The sequence below is a fragment of the Odoribacter sp. AF15-53 genome, assembly GCF_003479425.1.
In the GTDB taxonomy this organism is placed as follows: Bacteria; Bacteroidota; Bacteroidia; order Bacteroidales; family Marinifilaceae; genus Butyricimonas.
On sequence record NZ_QUHC01000006.1, the window covers coordinates 131997 to 150732 of the forward strand.

Below are 18736 nucleotides of genomic sequence, written 5' to 3' on the forward strand. Positions count from 1 at the left end.
CTACTTACCAACCACTTGATTCAATAGTAGGAGTAACATCGTTACTTCTGCTATTTTTTGTTTTAACTTCTTATAAGCGATTTTTTTCTGCGTTTTCACCGTGTTCTCCGAAACTCCCAACAACCGGGCGATCTCCTCGTTATCTTTCCCCAGCATGGCAAGCCGGAAAATCTCTCTACATTTCGGGGGAAGCTCAAACTCCGTCTCCGCAAGAATTCGTTCCACCTCTTCCTCGATCACGTAATTTATAAAGCACACCTGCGATTCGATCTCTTGCAACCCCTTGGCGAGATATTCGTTCTTCACCCGTTCATGCTTCAAATAATTCAATGCATTATTCCGACTTACCTGATAAAGAAAAGATTTCACGTGTGCTTCCGATTCCATCTCATCCCGGCTATTCCATAAAGAGATAAACGCTTCTTGAACACAATCCTCACAAACCGACAAATCATCAACAAAACGATGTGTGAACAGACACAAACTATGATAAAACGTATCAAAGATATGCTGATATACCTTTCTATCGCCAACAGTTAATCCCTGAATTTTCATCGAAGTTTGTTCTTGCATATATTAACGCTTTACCTGTTTTCCCCGCTCATTAAGTTAAACAAAGATAGAATTTGAAAACGTAAAAACAAAATAGTTTATTTTATTATATTTCATACAAACTTAAAATTAAAGATATTCCGCTTCATATAACACAAGCGGAATACCTTAACCAAGCAACATAACGTTACTATTCGATTACCCCTCCATATTTTTAGATAAATATTCTTTCAACGATTCATTTTCTATATTAGCCAGCAAAAGGTTCACAAGTTCCTGAAACTTATTTTTCTCTTTCATTTCCGAGTTCAAGTACTTTAAAACAGGAAACGCAATATTCATCGCTTCATCATCATGAAATAATTTAAATCCTTTTTTGCAACTTGCATACAATCCCTTCACGTCTTTTTCCATATATGCCTCGGTTATTTTCATACAAGCCAACAACTCTTTCTTCTTTTCCAATTTGTAAGGTTCGATCTCTTTTTTCATATAAACCACATCCTCCACCTTGCTCTTTTTATCATATCCTTTCAATATATAACTCAATCGATTATAATAGATCGAATACAATTTATTGTCAATTTTCTCTTTACCCAAGGATTGTATGAACGCCTCCCGATGATCTATCAGATATTTAAAGTTATCCGATTTTTGGCTTGTCAAGGTTGGATTCTCAAAAATAAACCAGTAATTACTATCCACCTTTTCTGATTCCCCCAGCAAACCTAACAGGACACCACTAACTTCTTTCGCTTTATCTTCTTCATATATAGACAACAATGACTTCACGTATCTCGTTAGGAAATCCTTGTCCCGATTTCCCTCATCATACAATTTATCCAGATACCCCGTGGAATGCTCTTCTTCCATGCCTTCCCGTACTCGTTTCAAAAAAGCATCTGCCTCTCCGGAACCGAGCATTTTGTGATACACGCTACCATCCGGACGCAAAATCAAGAATGTCGGGAAAGCCCGTATTCCATAACGTTTTACTAATTCTGGACCTTCGCCCTTCTCCATATCAATCTTCAAACATACAAAATTCGGATTAAAGTAGTCTCCCACAGCCTCTTGCGGAAACACGTTCGATGTCATGTATTTACATGGACCACACCAAGTTGTATAACAATCCACGAATACCATTTTCCCTTGAGTTTTCGCCTGCTCTAAAGCCTCTTTCAACGAGACTGATTTAAAATCAACTCCTTGCGAAAACAATTGAAAACAAGCAAACACCCCGGCTAATAAACATACAATTTTTTTCATACGATACTTTTTAATCAGAAAATACAGGGGGTGTCCTACATTAATTCGTCCGAACATCCCCTGTTCATTAAAGAGCCTAATTCTTTATCCTAATCCCGTCAAGGCAAAAATACGGGGGAGTTCTCATTCTACCGGTACCCTCTTCAACATCCGATGAAGCAACATGGAACACGACTTTTGAAACAACGCCTAATGAACTCAAATCTACTTTATACCAGTCGTTGATTACCAAACTCCAATCCGGATGGTTCGGGTCGCCCTTCCGGGTACACAAATAGAATTCCACCTCTCCGGTTTTCGTGTCTCCGTTATATCCCGTTACGATCAACTTATAATAATCCTTATCCTCGTTCACCATCTTCTTGACTCCTCCCGGTACATTCGTGTACCACACGCCTTTTTTATTGGCACTACCCGGAATATTCGGATTAGCCACGGGTTCTTCTTCCGTCCCGTATTGATCCCCGTATACCAGAGCCAGATACACGTATGTTGTATTCGCCACCAAGATATGCTCTACCACCGCCGGAGATTCCAAGGTAAAATAAGCATCATCCCCTTCCACTCTTCCCACGGCATAAATTTCATTCGCATTCGGGAAACGAGTGTAAACACTGTAAATATTGGAATCCAACGCTTCTTGCGTGGCAGTCCACGTGAAAGAACGATTATTCCGGTTGGAATAAGCAAACCCTGCATACGTCCCCTCACTATTTTTCTTTGTATTAAAAGTCACGGAATTTTTATGCGCAGCCTTTGAGGTAAAACCCCCATCGGGGATCATGTGTGTAAACCGCTCCAATGACAGTTCGTTTAATGTCACGTCATTGGGTACAGGCGCAAGCACGTCTTTATCATCAGAACATGCAGCCAATCCTACAATAAGGATAAATATAAAACACCATTTTCTCATAAATCTCTTTTTTATTGTTTATCGGACATCTGGATTAATTACCAAGTTCAGGATTCTGAACTGCTGACGGATTTTTAAGCCGTTCATTTTCCGGGATCGGCCAACAATATTGGTTCTCCGTGAAATTCACGTCCGGTTTCAACGTGTATATCCAAGGTTTATTCTGAGCTGCACTGGCATCCGTGTCATTTATAAATCGCAATGCGGCAAAATACTCGCTTCCGTTTTCCAAGAACTGTTCTACCCAAATCTCCCGGAATATGGCTCTCAAAAGTGCCTGTTTGTTACTGGGAGATAGAGCCGGTAATACCGGATTCGTGCGACATGCCCGCATATCATTCAATGGTTTCAAGGCATCCTCTAAAGAATAGTCATCCAAACGGGCTTTCAACTCTGCCTCCATCAAATACAATTCAGCGTAACGGAAATAATAAGTAGCGTAAAGAGCATCTTTTGTATCATACCTTCCTCCATGATACAATTTCACGGGAGCAAAAACTTTTTTTGTATCCCAAGTCTCCGGGGCTCTGGCTGAATCCATCACCACTTCATAACGAGGATCTTCTTTCAACCATCCGGTAGCAATATCCGAATAAGTATTATTGTAGCCTATATTATACGAATAATCAAACTCGTAAGTGGTCGTGCTGGCAAAATCTCCCAAGTATCTTGCCCACAAAACCTCCTTGGAATCCCATCCGGCTTCATACATGGCAGCTATATCCGACTCCATCTGCCAAGCGGAAGGCGCATCCCGTTTCACGGTTTCAACCAACGTCAAAGCATCTTTCAGATCTTGGGTATTCCCCCTCATCACACCCCGGTAAAGCAATATTTTCGCTTTCATCACCTGTGCCATTTGACGGGATAAATAACGGGACGTCGTGAAATCCGGCATATTGGCAATAGCATCATCCAAATCCTCAAATATCTTCGTGTAAGACTCACCCACACTTATACGAGGAACCTGCAAATTACTCAAATTAGCCATCTTATCCCGATACAGAATTCCATAAGCCGAATCATCCGCATCCCACCATCTTCCAAACAGCCAGAATAAATTCGTGTAAGCCCAGCCCCGCATACACCGGGCTTCCGCAATCATCTCCTGTTTACGTTCCGGCGTCGGGAATTTATTCTCTGCCAAATTTGAAATAGCCTCTATTGCTGCATTAGCCGAATTGACCAACGTGTAATAAGCCTTCCACGTTCCGTTCATATCATTGGAACCCTCTTTATACGACATATTAAAATGAGTCGTGTAAGATGAGTAGAATCCACCCTGTGAAGACAACCTGCACCAAGTTGCACCACCGAAGTCTGAACCGGCAGCCACGATAGAATACATCCCGTTAAGAATATTCTTCGCCCCGCTATAATCCGTCACGGCATTATCCAATGTCAAATTATGCTTGGGAACCTGATCCAAAAAATCTTCACATGAAGTAAAGAAAATAATTCCCAACAACATGATATAATAACTTAATTTCTTCATCATATCCTATTTTAAAGTTATTTTTATTCCCACATTATAGGTTCTGGCAGACGGGTAACTGCTATAATCAATACCCATATTATAAAAAGCACTGTAAGATGTACTGAAGTTTCCTTGCGGGTCCATACCCGGATATTTCGTCCAAGTAAACAGATTCGTGGCCTGGAATGTCAAATCTATCGCATCCACGATACTGGAACCGAACAATCGCTTCGGTAAACGATAACTGATATTCAAAGCGGATAACCTTAGGAACGAAGCATCATGCACATACCGATCCGTGATGATAGAATTAGATCCCCAACCATAATACATGGCTCTCGGGTAGCCCCTATCCACACCCGGATTCATCGTCCATGATTTCAGTGTATTTTTTGACGTGTTATACACGTTCATATCTCCGGCACTACTCTTTTCTTCATCGTAAAAACGATCCGCCCCAACGGAATAAGTAAATGTCGCATTTACCATCAATCCCTTCCAATAAAGCGTTGTCCCGAATCCCCCGAAAAAGTCCGGATTAGCATTACCGATTTCCGTACGGTCACCATCTGCCGTAATCTGTCCGTCCCCGTCCAGATCCATGATATACAAGTCACCCGGACGCTCGTAATTATTTTCATCCCGATAATACTGTTGTTGTCCGGTTTCCGGATTAATCGTTTTCAGAGCAACCAATTCCTCGTTCGTACGGATCAAACGTCCCCCGTATTTGTACCCGTACAAAATTCCAGTCTTTCCTCCCACATCAATCTTGAAATACTGATAAGCACCCCCTCCGAAGTATTCATCCTCACTATTCAATTTCTCCAATGTCGTGATATTTCTTGCCACGTTAAAATCAAAATCCCAAGTCAAATCTTTTTGGGTATTCTTAATTATATCCACCTTGACATCAAACTCGAATCCTTTATTTTTCAAAGAACCGATATTCTGTGTTACTGATGAGAAAGAAGAAGAGTAAGGAACCGGATCACTATATAACAAATTATCTACTTTTTTCTGGTAATACCCGATAGATCCCCGGATACGATCATCCCAAAAACCGTAATCCAAACCGATTTCTTTTTGAACCTGCGATTCCCACTGCAAGATATCATTCCCAAGCGAAGAAGGCTTGATTCCCGGAGCACCATTATAAGTTGCCGATCCCATCAACGTACGCCAGTCATAATTACCCAAATTTTGCGAACCGGTCTTTCCGATAGATGCCCTTAATTTTAAATAAGAAACAATATGGGAATAATCTTTCAAAAAGTTTTCCTCGGAGATAATCCAGGCTAAAGCTCCCGACGGGAAATATCCCCAACGTTTATCCGGCCCAAACTTAGAGGAACCGTCTGCACGGAAAGTAAACGTCGCCAAATAACGGTTCTTGAATTTATACTCCAAACGGGCAAACGTCGAAACCAACGTGTTGGAATTATAACTTGAAGCAATTGAATTTTTAGTCGCAGCACTTCCCAAATTTGTCAAGACCTCGTCATCCGGGAAATTCGATCCGGAGGCAGACAAACCGTCATACTCGTATTTTTCTATCGAGAAACCCAACAAACCTACCAGATTATGATCTCCCAATGTTTTAAGATAAGTCAACGTATTATCCCAAACGTATGTATAATTTTCATTCTTGGCAACCGAGGAAGAACTAGTTCCGTCATCATAATATTTCCGCTTATACGTCAATGTTTTATTAATACCGTATTTCAATGTCCCGTTTGTCCGCAAAGTCAGTCCGGGAATTATATCCCATTCCAAACCTAACGATCCCGTAAAATCTTTTCCCTTTCCTTCATCCGTATTCTTCAAGGTGAAAAGAGGATTCTCCACGTAATAACTGATCATGTTTATCGAACCATCTTCCAAGTAAGCCGGATAATCCGGACGCATATCCAGAATAGTACTGATCATATCATCCTTGTCATTCGTCACCCGGGAAGTCGCACGTAATCCGAGTTTAAAACGAATTACCTCCCGAATCGACGCATCAAAATTAAAGCTACCACCTAGCAATTTTGAACTACCACCTTTCACGATCCCCTTCTGATCTTTATAAAAGAAAGAGGCACTATAAGAAGATTCTTTCGATCCTCCGCGGATACCCAAACTATACTCTTGTGTTGCAGCGTTATGCGTCATTAAATCCCACCAATCTGTATCGCCGTCATAATAAGCATCTTTCAAGAAAAAATCATCCGTTAGCGTTTCCAAATCAAACTGACTATGATTGGTACTGGCATTAAATTTTGTCTCGTCAATATATTTACGGGTAAAATAATCCAAACTACCTCTAGTGAAGAAACTGGCACGAACGGCAGCTTTAGACAAAGCAATATACTCTTCGGCATTCAATACACCGAAATCATTCGCATTCATCGTTTGAATCCCGTAACGGGCAGAGAACTCCAACGTCGGTTTCATTCCTTTTTTACCCCGCTTTGTAGTCACGAGGACCACCCCGTTAGCGGCTCTTGAACCGTATATAGCCGTGGCAGAAGCATCTTTAAGAATATCTATTGTCTCGACATCGGTCAAATTCAGATTATACAACGTGTTGGAAATATTCCCCGATGTTCCGGCAGAATATTCCGGCACCCCGTCAATCACCCACAACGGTTGCGAATCTCCCGACAAAGACGACGATCCCCGGATTATCACGGACACCGGAGAAGTCGGGGAGGCCGAACTGATCATCACGTTTACACCCGGGGCCCGTCCCTGCAGCATCGACTGGATAGAAGCGCCCATCGGAGCTGTCTCGATCTCCTTTTTCCCCAAACGGGAAACAGCCCCTGTCATGTCTTTTGCTTTCGTGGTTCCGTAACCGACGGCCACAACTTCATCCAGACGATTGATTTCTTCCTCCAAGATCACGTTAATAACGGTTTTATTTCCAACTACCACGTATTTCGTTTGCATCCCGATAAAAGAAAAACGCAGACGCACGTTATTCATCTCCGGGTAAGTCAACACGTAATTCCCGTCAATATCTGTCACCACTCCGATCGTGGTACTATCAATCAACACGGAAACCCCAGGCATGGGAAGTCCTCCTTTATCCGTCACCCGTCCTTTTACCTGTTTCTCTTTCTTCACGTCCTGTTGCACGGGTTGTTTTTCTCCTAACGGAACAATCACCACATTCATTCCCACCATGTTAAACGTCAACCCCGATCCTTTCAGACATTCCGTCATCACGTCCCGGATATCCGTGTCCTTGAAATCCAGTGTCAGATCACGCACGGCTTCCACCTGACTATTCTGGTAAACAAACCTAAAATCCGTAGATTTCTCCAACATATCCATCACTTTCTCAAGCGATGCTTTCTCGACTCTTAAAGAAACCTTGGCATATTGCCCGAACACCGAAGCCGAAACCGGCACAACACTTAGAAGTAGAAAAAATGCTAGCAATCTCATTGTTAACAACATTTTTAACAGCCATCTTATCCGAAGATGGACACAACTACCTGTTTTTTTCATACATTTGTAAAGTTTTAAAGTATAACAATTCCGGTTCAACCGGATTCAGAGGACGAGGTAGTACTAATACCTTGTCCTTTTTTATTTGCATCTCACGAAAATATTTTTCCCTTTTACCTCAAAATCCGTATCTCCCGTCATTCGTAAAAGATAAAGAATCTCCTCAAAGCGCTCGAATCGTTTGATATTTCCCGTAAACTCGACTTCTTTCCGTGATACATCTTCATAAAAAACATTCACGTCATACCAACGGGCTAAAGTGTTCAACACCTCCTCCAACCGCTGTTTACGAAATACAAAATTCCCATCTTTCCAAGCCGTGTATAAATTAACATCCACGCTTTTCCTGATCAACTTCCCCTTACTCGTGAGAATTGCCTGTTCACCGGGAGAGAGTTCCAAACTCTCATCTTTCCCTGAAATAAACTTGACCTTTCCCGAAACAAGCGTGGTCATTTGTTTATCCTCATCCGGGTAAAATCGAGCATTAAACTCTGTTCCGAGTACCTCTATCCGGTTCCCTCCCATCTCCACGCTAAAAGGCCTGTTCTCATCTCGCTTTACCTTAAAATAAGCCTCTCCTTCAAGAAAAACCCTACGCTCGGACTCTCCAAACTTCACAGGATAACGAAATTTTGTCTCCGAATTAAAATACACTTCCGTTCCATCTTCCAACACGAGAGGAAATTCTCCTCCTCTTGGAACTCTCAACTCGTGATATGCTATTTCCCCATCCGCATCTTTACTCTCATAACGAATCCCTTCATTCTCCTTCCTAATCGTCACTCCATCCTGATTCGATAATATCGAATTTCCCTCTTTCCCGTCAAGAGACAGATGTTGTCCATTTGCCAAAATTAACTCGGCTTTTATACTACCCGGATTAATTCCGGCCTCTGAATGCAAAGACATTTTCCGAGAAGATTTTTCCGGAAGTAAATACATCACGAAGAAAATACTGGAAATAACAAACACAACAGCAGCAGCACATCGGATACCATACGTGATCCACAACCTCTTTCCCCCGGTTGCCCGGTCCACTCGTTGCCAAGCGGATTTTTTATGCAACTTCTTGATTATCCGATCTCGCTGCCTAGTATCTTTCTGATGGTGAATCTTTTCGAACAATTGTCTATTATCTTCCCTCTCGTCCAACCATTGCTCCAAAGTTAACCGTTCTTCCTCGGAAAGCTCTCCACGCAAATCCTTTACGATCAAATAAGGTATATGCAAATAATACGTTAAATCTCTCATTATTCCTTCGATTAATAAGAGAATAAAATGGAAGCTAATAAAAGAAATGGGATATCGTTATTTTACTGACAACAAGAGATATGCTCAATTTAGAAAAAGATTATTTATCTTTAAATAAAAATATTATTAAAGGAACGTTTATTTACACTTTTAACTCGTTACCCTCGCTCTTAATTTACAGCTTTCTTCACAAATATCAAGAGCAAATCTACACTTATTACAATTCACCCTCTTGTCTGGGTGAAAGACAAAATTAAAAAATTATTCTCCTATTCGAACCCACTTCACTGCATCTGCAAAAACACGCTGGCCTTCAACGCCTTTATCCGACAACTCTAACTTTGCTTCTCCCTTATTAAAACGGAAACTTCCTAAAGAAAGCCATTTCACGTTCCGAGAGCCGAGATTAGTTTTTCATATTTTTTCTTCTCTTGGTCTCTATAGAATTATCTCCCACCGAGAACTACATTTATACTAAACAATCCACTCCTACATCCGGGTGAAAAAGGGACAAAAAAAGAGGTATTTCTTTCGAAACACCCCTAACTTAAAGCCTAAAACCGTGTATCATTCACTCCTCCAATTATCGTATCAATAAAACATACCGTCTCTCCAAAAAGCAACCATTACATTCCTTTCAATTCTTCAAGAATCTTTTCAAACCTTGGATTAGAAGGTTTCGGCAATTTCAGATCCACGATTCGTCCTTTCTTATCCAACAATATTAACCGGGGAATTGCTCCTACTCGAAAAGCAATCATTGAAGACTCATCACCACCAATCCACCACTGAAAACCTTCCATCTTTCCCCACCACAATTCATTCCGCCAACGTTGTTCTTCTGTGTCACAGGAAAGACTTACAAACGCTATTTTCTTCCCCTTATATCGTTCAGCCAATTTCCTCAGAATGGGAAATTCTTGCTTGCAAGGATAACACCACGATGCCCAAACATCAATCACCACGTATTTCCCCCTAAATTGTTTTAATGACACTTTTTGATTGGACGTATCTCGAAAAATAAAATTCGGAACCCGATCCCCTACTTTCAATTCTGTCGTATCCCGTACTGGCACTAGTTCCGCCTTCATTTGTGCAAATCCTATTAACGGGCATATCATTAAAAAAATAAACAAACATTTTTTCATACCAACCTCCATGTTAAACTTTCTTGTCGAAACAATGAAATAACCAATACATATTATAAAAAAGAATGCTCACACCCCTCACAAGTTAGATATCGTTACTACATTTTCAATCTCTCCACGTCTATCAAAGTCTAACTTACAATCATCACTCGCTCTTACAGACACTTTTACAACCTTCATTTCTCAAAAAAATATTCCACTCTTTAAAGAGTGGAATAAAAACACGCACCTTTATCTCAGAATCTCCTCTGTTCTCCCAGGCGAGGAATCGTAACATCCGCAAAACTTTTCAATGAATGTTTCAATGAAGTTAATTCCACTTTATCCGCCATTTTTCTGGTTAATACCGTTAATTCTTTTTTCTGTTTTTTATCCCATTTATACTGTAATTCCACAATCGGGGTAAAATACAAGTACGCAACTTTCTCATCCGCCATTTTTGGATATATATCATTACACAACTTCAACGTCTCCTCCGTATTCTCCGACTTTACGGCCTTGATCAAAGCGATGTACTCGAATAAATAATCCTGCCCCGTTAACTTGTAAGAATCCAACAATTTTTCGGCAGCCTCAACATCAGCCAAGGTCGCATTCTTATTCCGCCCGCGAATAATATCCTCCAACTGCGATTCAAACAAAGAAGCCAATTTTTTATCCACTTTCTCAACTCCCACTCCTTCACGAAATTTTTCTACCCGTTTCAGCAAGTAATTCATATTTCCGGAACCGATAGGAGACAACTCTGTATCTTCATAAATAAACCAATAAGGATCCGTGCATTTTTCTTCATCATCCAACGAGGCCAATACCTCTTGAGCTATCCCCTTGGCCTTTTCCACGTCACAAGACACTAGTAAAGCTTTAATATATTTCACCAAAAAATTCAAATCACGGTTTCCCGCAACATACTGAATCTCCAGATTCGAGGCCGCATTCTCGTCAAACCCGGCTTCAATCTTTTTAATAAACTCTTCCCCAGAAGCAGTTCCTCCAACGACCCGATGCACCAAACTCTGATCCGTTTTCAATATCAAAAAAGTCGGGTAAGCCGTAACATGGTATTTCCGCGCAATTTCCCGTCCCTCCCCTTTTTCCATATCCAACTTGATACAAACGAAACGTTCGTTCATATATTTTCCCACATCCTCCAAGGGAAGAATCTTTTCGGCCATCATTTTACATGGGCCACACCACACGGTATAACAATCAATGAAGACATATTTATTCTCGGCCTTTGCTTTCTCTATCGCTTTCTCAAAAGTCAAATCCTGAAAGTGCGTCTGCGCGAACACAGACTCTATTACGAACATACAAACAAATACGAATACTAATTTTTTCATACCCAATTATACTTGATATCATTAATAATTAGAAAACAAATAACGTCCTTTCCTTAAAGTCAACTCTCCTAATTCAAAATCAACGGTCGGTACTAATTGAAAATTCAACGCGACACTTCCCCTCGTCGCAGCATCGTACAAAATGACCACAGGTATATTCATGTAAACAGAATCCGCAGGCATAATCATATATTTTTGAATTTCAGGGTCATCAAAAGCAACATAATTCACCCCGGGAACTGCAGCAACATAATTACTATCCGCCTTATTAATACATGGTTCAAAACGAATCTGCCGATCTTTTTTCGATGGCATTCCAACAGCCTGCAATCGAAACCAAGCTGTATCTCGCAAACGTGTCGAATTTATATAAGGATAATTCAACGGGCTAGTTCTCCGATCATTCGTATCTTTATTTATTAAATTACTATAGTAAAACTGGATATAATCACCTTCTGCATAAAATTCCGGCCTCTCATAATGACAAGAAGCAATACCTAGACAAAAAACAAATATAACAATAAATAACCGTTTCATAACTTCTAATTTTTATTCTCCTAAATACTCTTTTTCCGGAATAGGCAATACATATTGTTCTTCGCCACATTCGCTTATCCCAAAAATCATATTTCTTACATATAAACGTTTATATGTGAAGAAATTTTGTCCTTCTCCTATCAATTCTCGTATCCACTCTTTGTATACTCGTTCCTGACGATCCGCTTCCGTGTAAGGCACGTATTCAATACCGCGAGCTGCACAAAATTCTTTATAAACCTCATTCGCTTCAGACAAAGGAGCTTTTTCCATAATCGTTAGATACATTTCAGATAAACGGATAATTGGAAAATTCTGTGCGGCCTTCGTTCCCGTGTAAAAACATCTATATTTTCTTAAAACATAGCCATAAACCATCAATCCTGTTCTTTCATAAGTCCACATTTTTTTATAACGGAAATCAGAAGTATTCCCATCAAACAAAGTCTGCACGAAAGAGGGTGAAGCATTCATAATCATTGCCCGCCCTGACATCCAACCTCCTTTACTATAATCATAAGTGTCACATTTTGTTCCACAAAGATGTTCACTGTAACAAGTTCCGTCTACCCACGAATTATCCGGAAAATCATCAACTTCATTTGTTAAACGAAACTTTTTGGTTTCATCGGGATTCGTGGCATCTTTCACCAGTCGAGCATACCGCAAGGCCTCGTCTGTATTCCCATACCATAAATGTACTCTTGCTTGTAAACCCAAAACACCATAATAATTCATCCGGCTCTTCCGATAAGGCCATACACTATTTGTCATTTCCGTCGCTTCAAAAGAAGTGTTCAACACGACATCCGATTTCCCTAATAACTCTTCAGCCCGCTTTAAATCCTCGAACAACAATGTCATGTATTTTTCATAGGTTACATACTCATATCTATCAGGAGAATTTACTGTTACATAAGGCAAATAAGTCTTCATGGGATCAACCTTCGAGGGTACTGGTCCCCATAAACGAATCAAATCAAAATGAGCCAACGCCCGGAGAGCGTAAGCTTCCCCTACCCCTATATTATACACGTCATCAGAAATCTGCTTCCTATTCAATTCCACTCCCTGAATCAAGTCATTCATCGTGACTATAATTTTATAAAATCCCTGAAAAGAACTACTCAAAGAGCTTTCCACCAAATCGGATGCATAATCGTGATTACTCAAATCATATTCCCGGTTTCCTTCGCTTACCGACCACGAACACGCTAAAGATTCTGCCATTCCTCCTCCTCCCATATATCCGGCAGGATTATATAATACTCCCCGCATATTTAGATATGCGCCATTCAACGCTTGTTTTATTCCATCGTTGGTTGCATACAAATCCTCGGACAATATTGAGGTTGCCGGTTGCACTGTTAACCAATCATTACAAGCACCACATCCTAACAGCAATGCTATACTTAAACTATATATTTTCTTTCTCATCTCTTTAATTTTATATACTTAGAATGAACAAGAAATTGAAAAATTCGGATTAATAGAAAACGGATAATCTGTTCCTCTCTCTCGTTTAATTGTTGACAAATAAAATATATCACTCAAAAAAGCACTCACCGATAAAGATTCCATTCCCAACTTTTGACACCACTTCCGCGGAATCATGTAAGCGACGTTTATATTAGTACAACTAAATACATTATCCTTATGTACAAACATATCACACGGATACGTGTACTGTCTCGATGCATCTGAAGTAACTTGATAAAGTTTATACCGTGATCTATCCCCCGGTTTTTCCCAACCTTGAGTCAACGCTCGTTTATCCACGTTATACAGCAAACTCAAATTCTCTCCTTTCGTCAATTCCGTAAAATTAACTTGATAACCGCCCCATTTCACTCCAAAACCTACATTCAACGACAGCCCTTTATACGAGAACGACGTACTGATATTACCGTTAAGTTTAGGCTGGCGATCTCCCAACCAAACCATATCCTCTGAACTTTGTCTGAAAGTTATACGATCATTTTTATCCAAAAACATCCGATAACCTGTTGACGGATCCACGCCGACAGACCGTAATCCATAAATAGCGTCCATAGAATGTCCCTCTATATAACGATAATACTCACTCCCCCCAGACATCGTCTTCGAACTATATTTAACCATCTCTTTAAAGCCTTCAGATAATTGAACGATCGTATTCACCTGACGATTAAATCGACCTGTAATACTCCAATTTATATTTTTTGCCGTATTACGAACAGGATAAAACGTCATGTTAAACTCATACCCCTCATTCCGTATTTTCCCGATATTTCCTTTATAATTTTCAAACCCATGAGAAATTGGCAAAAAGACATCTTGTACCGCATTATCTGTCAATTTATTATAATAATTAAACTGAAATTCCAAACGATTATTGAAAAAACCGATATCAAAACCGACATTATGTTGATACGTATTCTGCCACTGCAAATACGGATTAGCAAATCGTTCCATTTCCACCCCGACACCGGACAAATAAGTTTCATTCACATTTTGCCTGTACACAGTCATGGCATCTGCCGGGCTAAACCCCATATTCCCCGATACTCCATAAGAGTAACGTACCCTCAAATCACTCATCCAGCCCATATTCTCTTTAATAAAACGCTCATTATATATATTCCATCCTCCCCCGAATGCCCAGAAAGATCCCCAACGACTCTCCGATCCAAAAGAGGAAGAACCATCCGTACTGTATGAAATATCTAGAAAGTAACGCATATCATAATAATAGTTCAAAGAACCACGTAAAGAAATTCTACGTGTAGTAGTTTCATCACCACTCGTTCCCCAAGCATCCGGATATCCCAAAGACATTCCTATATTATCTATTTTGTCCGTAAGAAATCCCGTGGCAGCCCATCTTACTTCTTCGTTCCCATCCTCCTGCATTTCACTATTCAAGTTCACTGTCAACATGTGCTTTTCATTAAAAGTCTTCGTATAATTTACGGTTAAAGCTGTTTGCCAAGTATCGGCATTCTTATCCGTTCGATCATAACGTCCTTTCTGTTCTAATTCTTTTTCAGCATACCATTTATGAGAAGGCGGTATAAAATTATCTTTACGCGATATCTGACGACTCAAACCTATAGAACCGACAACCTGAAAACCCGGTCTAATCGTATAGCGGATCGAAGTATTACTCCGTAAAGAAGTATACCTAGAATCATTCCAGCATCCTACTTTCCAATCATATAACGGATTATCAATAGGATTTTGATTTAACGGGTGGTAATAATAAGTTACAGGATCACCATTATCATCGTAAGGATTCCAATACCGGTTCATTTTTACATAATCAGAAAAACTACCATAAGAACTATTTTTAGACGTATTCACCCCTATCGAGAAGGATTGCATAACCATCCATTTTTCAGTCATATAATCCACTTCCAATGTTCCATTAACATTATTACGGTCAGATCCTTTCATTACCCCCACGGTAGAATCGTACGATAAATCAAAGCGAAAACGCCAATCATCAGCACCTCCCATAAAATTCAAACGATGTGATTGCCCAACTCCGGTACGAACAGGAACAGATAGCCAATCATAATTTTCCCCTTTATCAACAGCATTTTTTAATTCCTGATAAGCCTCCTCATACAAATCCCAAACCCCATTTTTGCGTTCAAATTCCAATTTCTCCGCGGCCGTGGCTAAATTATAAGAACTTAAATCCGGAATTTCTACTTTCACTTGCCCATTATAAGAAATTCTCAATTTCCCCGCAGCAGGACGAGTAGTCGTGATCACCACTACACCATTAGCTCCTCTTGAACCATACAAAGAAGTTGCACTGGCATCCTTCAATATCGTGATGTTTTCGACCTCATTTTCATTCAAGTCCATCACACGTTCCAGATTTACTTCAAAACCGTCCATTATAAACAAAGGATAATTCAATGTTGCCCGGTTAGCATTCTGAAGATTTTCCACGCTTGACAAAGTCGAAGCCCCTCGTAATTGAATTTCCGGTAAATGATTCGGATCCGAACCGGCATCATTATTTTGAATAATCCGAAAACTAGGATCGATATTTGACAACGTTTGTAAAAGATTACGAGAATATTTAGCTTTAAGCTCCTCCTTTGAGACAGCCGTCACCGCTCCCGTGAAACTCTCTTTCGGTTTATTAAAAATACCTGTTACCACAACCTCATCCACGGTTTGCAAATCTTCTTCCAACACGATCGTGAGCGCCTTATTGTCATTTTTCACCGGTATTTCTTGCCGTTTATAGCCCACGAAAGAAAAAATCAAAATCAAGTTATCCCGTTTAGGTAAATCAAAATCAAACTCCCCTTTCACATTCGTCACGAATCCCAAAGTCGTTCCTTTGACCCGAATGGTTACCCCGGGAAGCAATTCACCTTTCTTATCTTTCACGATTCCCTTAACGGTAATTTTAGAAAGCGTATCGCCTCCCCCCACGGCAACATGCTGAATCACGATCGTATTATCCACCAGCCGGTAAGTAAGTCTCGTTCCTTTCAAACAAGCGTCCAGCACCACTTTAATATCAACATCCGTGTACTCCAAGTTCAAATTTTTTATATGGGCAACTTGGTGATCTCTAAATAAAAAAGTGTAGTCTGTAACACTTTCCAAGGCTTTCACCACCTCCTCAAATGAAGCATTCTGCAAATGAAGAGACACTCTAGCCTCTTGGCTATACACGCTAGCAGATAAATGCAGCGTTGAAACGAATAGAAGTAAGACTAAAAATTTCATAATTAAGCATGTTTTTAACAACCTTCCACGCCATGGAAGATCATGCATCCAATTTTTTTTCATACATTTGTCAATATTTAGTGAAACAATTTCCGGTTTACCCGGAGATCAAAAGACGGGATACGGCCAATATTCCGTCTTTTATTTTATCTTTCTCTTATAAAAATATTATTCCCTTTTATTTCAAATTCGGTATTACCCGTCATTTCCAACATGGTCACAATCTTTGAGAAATCATCATAACGACGCATTTTTCCCGTGAAAGTAACCTCCTTCTGAGATTCGTTCTCCCAAAACACGTTCACGTTATACCACCTTGACACGATTTTCATGATCTCCTCCAAACGTTCCTGTTGGAAAGCAAACACCCCCTCTTTCCATGCGGTGTAAAGATAAGTATCCACTCCCCGTTTTTCCATTTCCCCCGTTTGATCAAGGATCCCTTGTTCTCCGGGATTTAATATCACCTTCTTGTCTCCGGACAAAAAGGCCACCTTACCACGTACTAAAGTCGTCATCACCACATCTTCGTCCTCGTATGCCCGGATGTCAAAACTCGTTCCCAACACCTTCACTACCGACTTTTTCAATTCGACAAGAAAAGGATGATCTTTATCTGATGTCACATCAAAATAAGCCTCTCCCGACAAAAACACTTTCCGCTCGTTTCCCACAAACTTCACCGGATAACGCAATTCCGATTCCGAATTCATATAAACAACCGTTCCGTCACTCAACGTAATGGAATACTCCCCGCCGCGAGGGATACGTAAAATATTATAATGAACTTCCGCAACGACAGAAGTATCTCCCAGATAATTTAATCCCTTATCCTGCACCCAGATATTGGCTCCTTGCTGGCTGAATAAAGAATCCGTCATCTCCTTACCTAACAATCTTTTCGTTCCATCTGCCAAAACAAGTTCTGCCTTTAATTCTCCATGCCGGATCACCCGTGCAACTTGTTCCGAAACCTGCTGTTCCTCCTCCGTACCAACCCATAACAAGACAACAATCACCGGTAGTAAAATTCCTGCAGCAATAGAAATAACCCGTTTTATCCGACGACTTCTCACATGCTGTTTCCGTTTCCGGATCACATTCATGTAACCATCCACGATATTCACCCGGCTAACTTCCTGACACTTCTTTTCCACGAAACCTCGTTTTATCACCTCATGGTAAAGATGCTCATTTTCCACACTTTTTCCCCTCCATGCCCGTAAACGAACTTCCTCCTCTTTCGAGAGTCCCCCAAGAAGAACCTTTGACAAAAGTGTCGGAATTTCTTTATATCTATTCATATCCTTTATAATTTTCGCTTTATATCCCTATGACACTTCAGAAAAAAAAAGGAGGTATATCAATATGAAAAAAAAATCGCACAAAACAATCCGCCAGATCTCACGCATCCCCCCAAAGCCGCACTCTCGTCGATTAACACGCCACTGAAAAAAAGAGCGTAAAAAGATTCCCCAATTTCTCTTTAAGCATCCGGCGGGCAATCTGCTTCTGTTTTTTCACGGTTTCCACGGCAATGCCCAACTCCTCCGCAATCTCTTTTGCCGAATACCCCTGTATTGCACGGGAAAACACGTTCCGACTACCGGCGGGTAAATCTTCCAACGCATGCATCACGATACGGAACGTCTCGTTTTCGATATATTCATTTATTTCAAAAAACTCTAACTCTTCAGTAAAAGATTTGGTTGCTTGTTGGCGCACCTTTTCCGCTCGCAGATAATTAAAACTTTTAAACCGTACCATTTGATACAAATAAGCCGACAGGTTGTCTATTCCCTGCAAATTTTCACGCCCCTCCCACACTTTCACGAACACATCCTGCACGATATCTTCGGCCGCCTCCTGTTCATCCACGTATTTCATTGCAGAAGAGACCAATAAAGGGTAATAATCTATAAAAAGAGACTGAAAAGCCCTTTCATCACCTTTCATCAAACCGCTCATATTTAGAGAATTATCCTCGATCATTAAAGGAACGTTT

General features: G+C 40.4%; 13 protein-coding genes. All 13 read right to left on the minus strand.

Annotated elements, in window-relative coordinates:
• Window positions 1-573 (minus strand): RNA polymerase sigma-70 factor, encoded by a 573-nt coding sequence (locus DWW52_RS13710; protein ID WP_117774847.1) that lies wholly within the window; start codon window positions 571-573, stop codon window positions 1-3.
• 177 nt (window positions 574-750) lie between these two features.
• Window positions 751-1821 carry a thioredoxin family protein gene (locus DWW52_RS13715; RefSeq protein ID WP_118716073.1) on the minus strand — a complete coding sequence of 357 codons (1071 nt, stop codon included), beginning with the start codon at window positions 1819-1821 and terminating at the stop codon, window positions 751-753.
• Window positions 1822-1897: 76 nt separating this feature from the next.
• Entirely contained in the window at window positions 1898-2734 is an 837-nt protein-coding gene (locus DWW52_RS13720; RefSeq protein WP_118716074.1) for a DUF4465 domain-containing protein, read from the minus strand.
• Window positions 2735-2768: 34 nt separating this feature from the next.
• A complete protein-coding gene (locus DWW52_RS13725; protein WP_118716075.1) occupies window positions 2769-4232 on the minus strand; it encodes a RagB/SusD family nutrient uptake outer membrane protein in 1464 nt (487 codons plus the stop codon).
• A 3-nt stretch (window positions 4233-4235) separates the two neighbouring features.
• Entirely contained in the window at window positions 4236-7649 is a 3414-nt protein-coding gene (locus DWW52_RS13730; RefSeq protein ID WP_233556909.1) for a TonB-dependent receptor, read from the minus strand.
• 144 nt (window positions 7650-7793) lie between these two features.
• Complete coding sequence (locus DWW52_RS13735; protein ID WP_118716077.1) at window positions 7794-8966, minus strand: FecR family protein; 1173 nt, start codon at window positions 8964-8966, stop codon at window positions 7794-7796.
• Window positions 8967-9592: 626 nt separating this feature from the next.
• The gene (locus DWW52_RS13740) at window positions 9593-10114 is read right to left on the minus strand and encodes a TlpA disulfide reductase family protein (protein WP_118716078.1); all 522 of its coding nucleotides are present in this window, start codon (window positions 10112-10114) and stop codon (window positions 9593-9595) included.
• Window positions 10115-10350: 236 nt separating this feature from the next.
• Window positions 10351-11457 carry a thioredoxin family protein gene (locus DWW52_RS13745; protein WP_233556911.1) on the minus strand — a complete coding sequence of 369 codons (1107 nt, stop codon included), beginning with the start codon at window positions 11455-11457 and terminating at the stop codon, window positions 10351-10353.
• Between the two features lie 21 nt (window positions 11458-11478).
• Entirely contained in the window at window positions 11479-11994 is a 516-nt protein-coding gene (locus tag DWW52_RS13750) for a hypothetical protein (protein WP_118716080.1), read from the minus strand.
• 12 nt (window positions 11995-12006) lie between these two features.
• Entirely contained in the window at window positions 12007-13431 is a 1425-nt protein-coding gene (locus DWW52_RS13755) for a RagB/SusD family nutrient uptake outer membrane protein (RefSeq protein WP_118716081.1), read from the minus strand.
• Between the two features lie 18 nt (window positions 13432-13449).
• On the minus strand, window positions 13450-16731 hold the full coding sequence (locus tag DWW52_RS13760; RefSeq protein WP_118716082.1) for a SusC/RagA family TonB-linked outer membrane protein: 3282 nt from the start codon (window positions 16729-16731) through the stop codon (window positions 13450-13452).
• A gap of 146 nt (window positions 16732-16877) precedes the next feature.
• Window positions 16878-18035 carry a FecR family protein gene (locus DWW52_RS13765; protein WP_118716083.1) on the minus strand — a complete coding sequence of 386 codons (1158 nt, stop codon included), beginning with the start codon at window positions 18033-18035 and terminating at the stop codon, window positions 16878-16880.
• 133 nt (window positions 18036-18168) lie between these two features.
• The coding region (locus DWW52_RS13770) for an RNA polymerase sigma factor (protein WP_370449525.1) at window positions 18169-18736 on the minus strand (568 nt) is incomplete at its 5' end.

Excerpts from the sequence above, each read along its gene's own strand:
- DWW52_RS13750 (WP_118716080.1), bottom strand. The coding sequence starts at position 11,994 with ATGAAACGGTTATTTATTGTTATATTTGTTTTTTGTCTAGGTATTGCT.
- DWW52_RS13745 (WP_233556911.1), bottom strand. The coding sequence starts at position 11,457 with ATGAAAAAATTAGTATTCGTATTTGTTTGTATGTTCGTAATAGAGTCT.
- DWW52_RS13730 (WP_233556909.1), bottom strand. The coding sequence starts at position 7,649 with ATGAGATTGCTAGCATTTTTTCTACTTCTAAGTGTTGTGCCGGTTTCG.
- DWW52_RS13715 (WP_118716073.1), bottom strand. The coding sequence starts at position 1,821 with ATGAAAAAAATTGTATGTTTATTAGCCGGGGTGTTTGCTTGTTTTCAA.
- DWW52_RS13720 (WP_118716074.1), bottom strand. The coding sequence starts at position 2,734 with ATGAGAAAATGGTGTTTTATATTTATCCTTATTGTAGGATTGGCTGCA.
- DWW52_RS13765 (WP_118716083.1), bottom strand. The coding sequence starts at position 18,035 with ATGAATAGATATAAAGAAATTCCGACACTTTTGTCAAAGGTTCTTCTT.
- DWW52_RS13710 (WP_117774847.1), bottom strand. The coding sequence starts at position 573 with ATGCAAGAACAAACTTCGATGAAAATTCAGGGATTAACTGTTGGCGAT.
- DWW52_RS13735 (WP_118716077.1), bottom strand. The coding sequence starts at position 8,966 with ATGAGAGATTTAACGTATTATTTGCATATACCTTATTTGATCGTAAAG.
- DWW52_RS13740 (WP_118716078.1), bottom strand. The coding sequence starts at position 10,114 with ATGAAAAAATGTTTGTTTATTTTTTTAATGATATGCCCGTTAATAGGA.
- DWW52_RS13755 (WP_118716081.1), bottom strand. The coding sequence starts at position 13,431 with ATGAGAAAGAAAATATATAGTTTAAGTATAGCATTGCTGTTAGGATGT.
- DWW52_RS13760 (WP_118716082.1), bottom strand. The coding sequence starts at position 16,731 with ATGAAATTTTTAGTCTTACTTCTATTCGTTTCAACGCTGCATTTATCT.
- DWW52_RS13725 (WP_118716075.1), bottom strand. The coding sequence starts at position 4,232 with ATGATGAAGAAATTAAGTTATTATATCATGTTGTTGGGAATTATTTTC.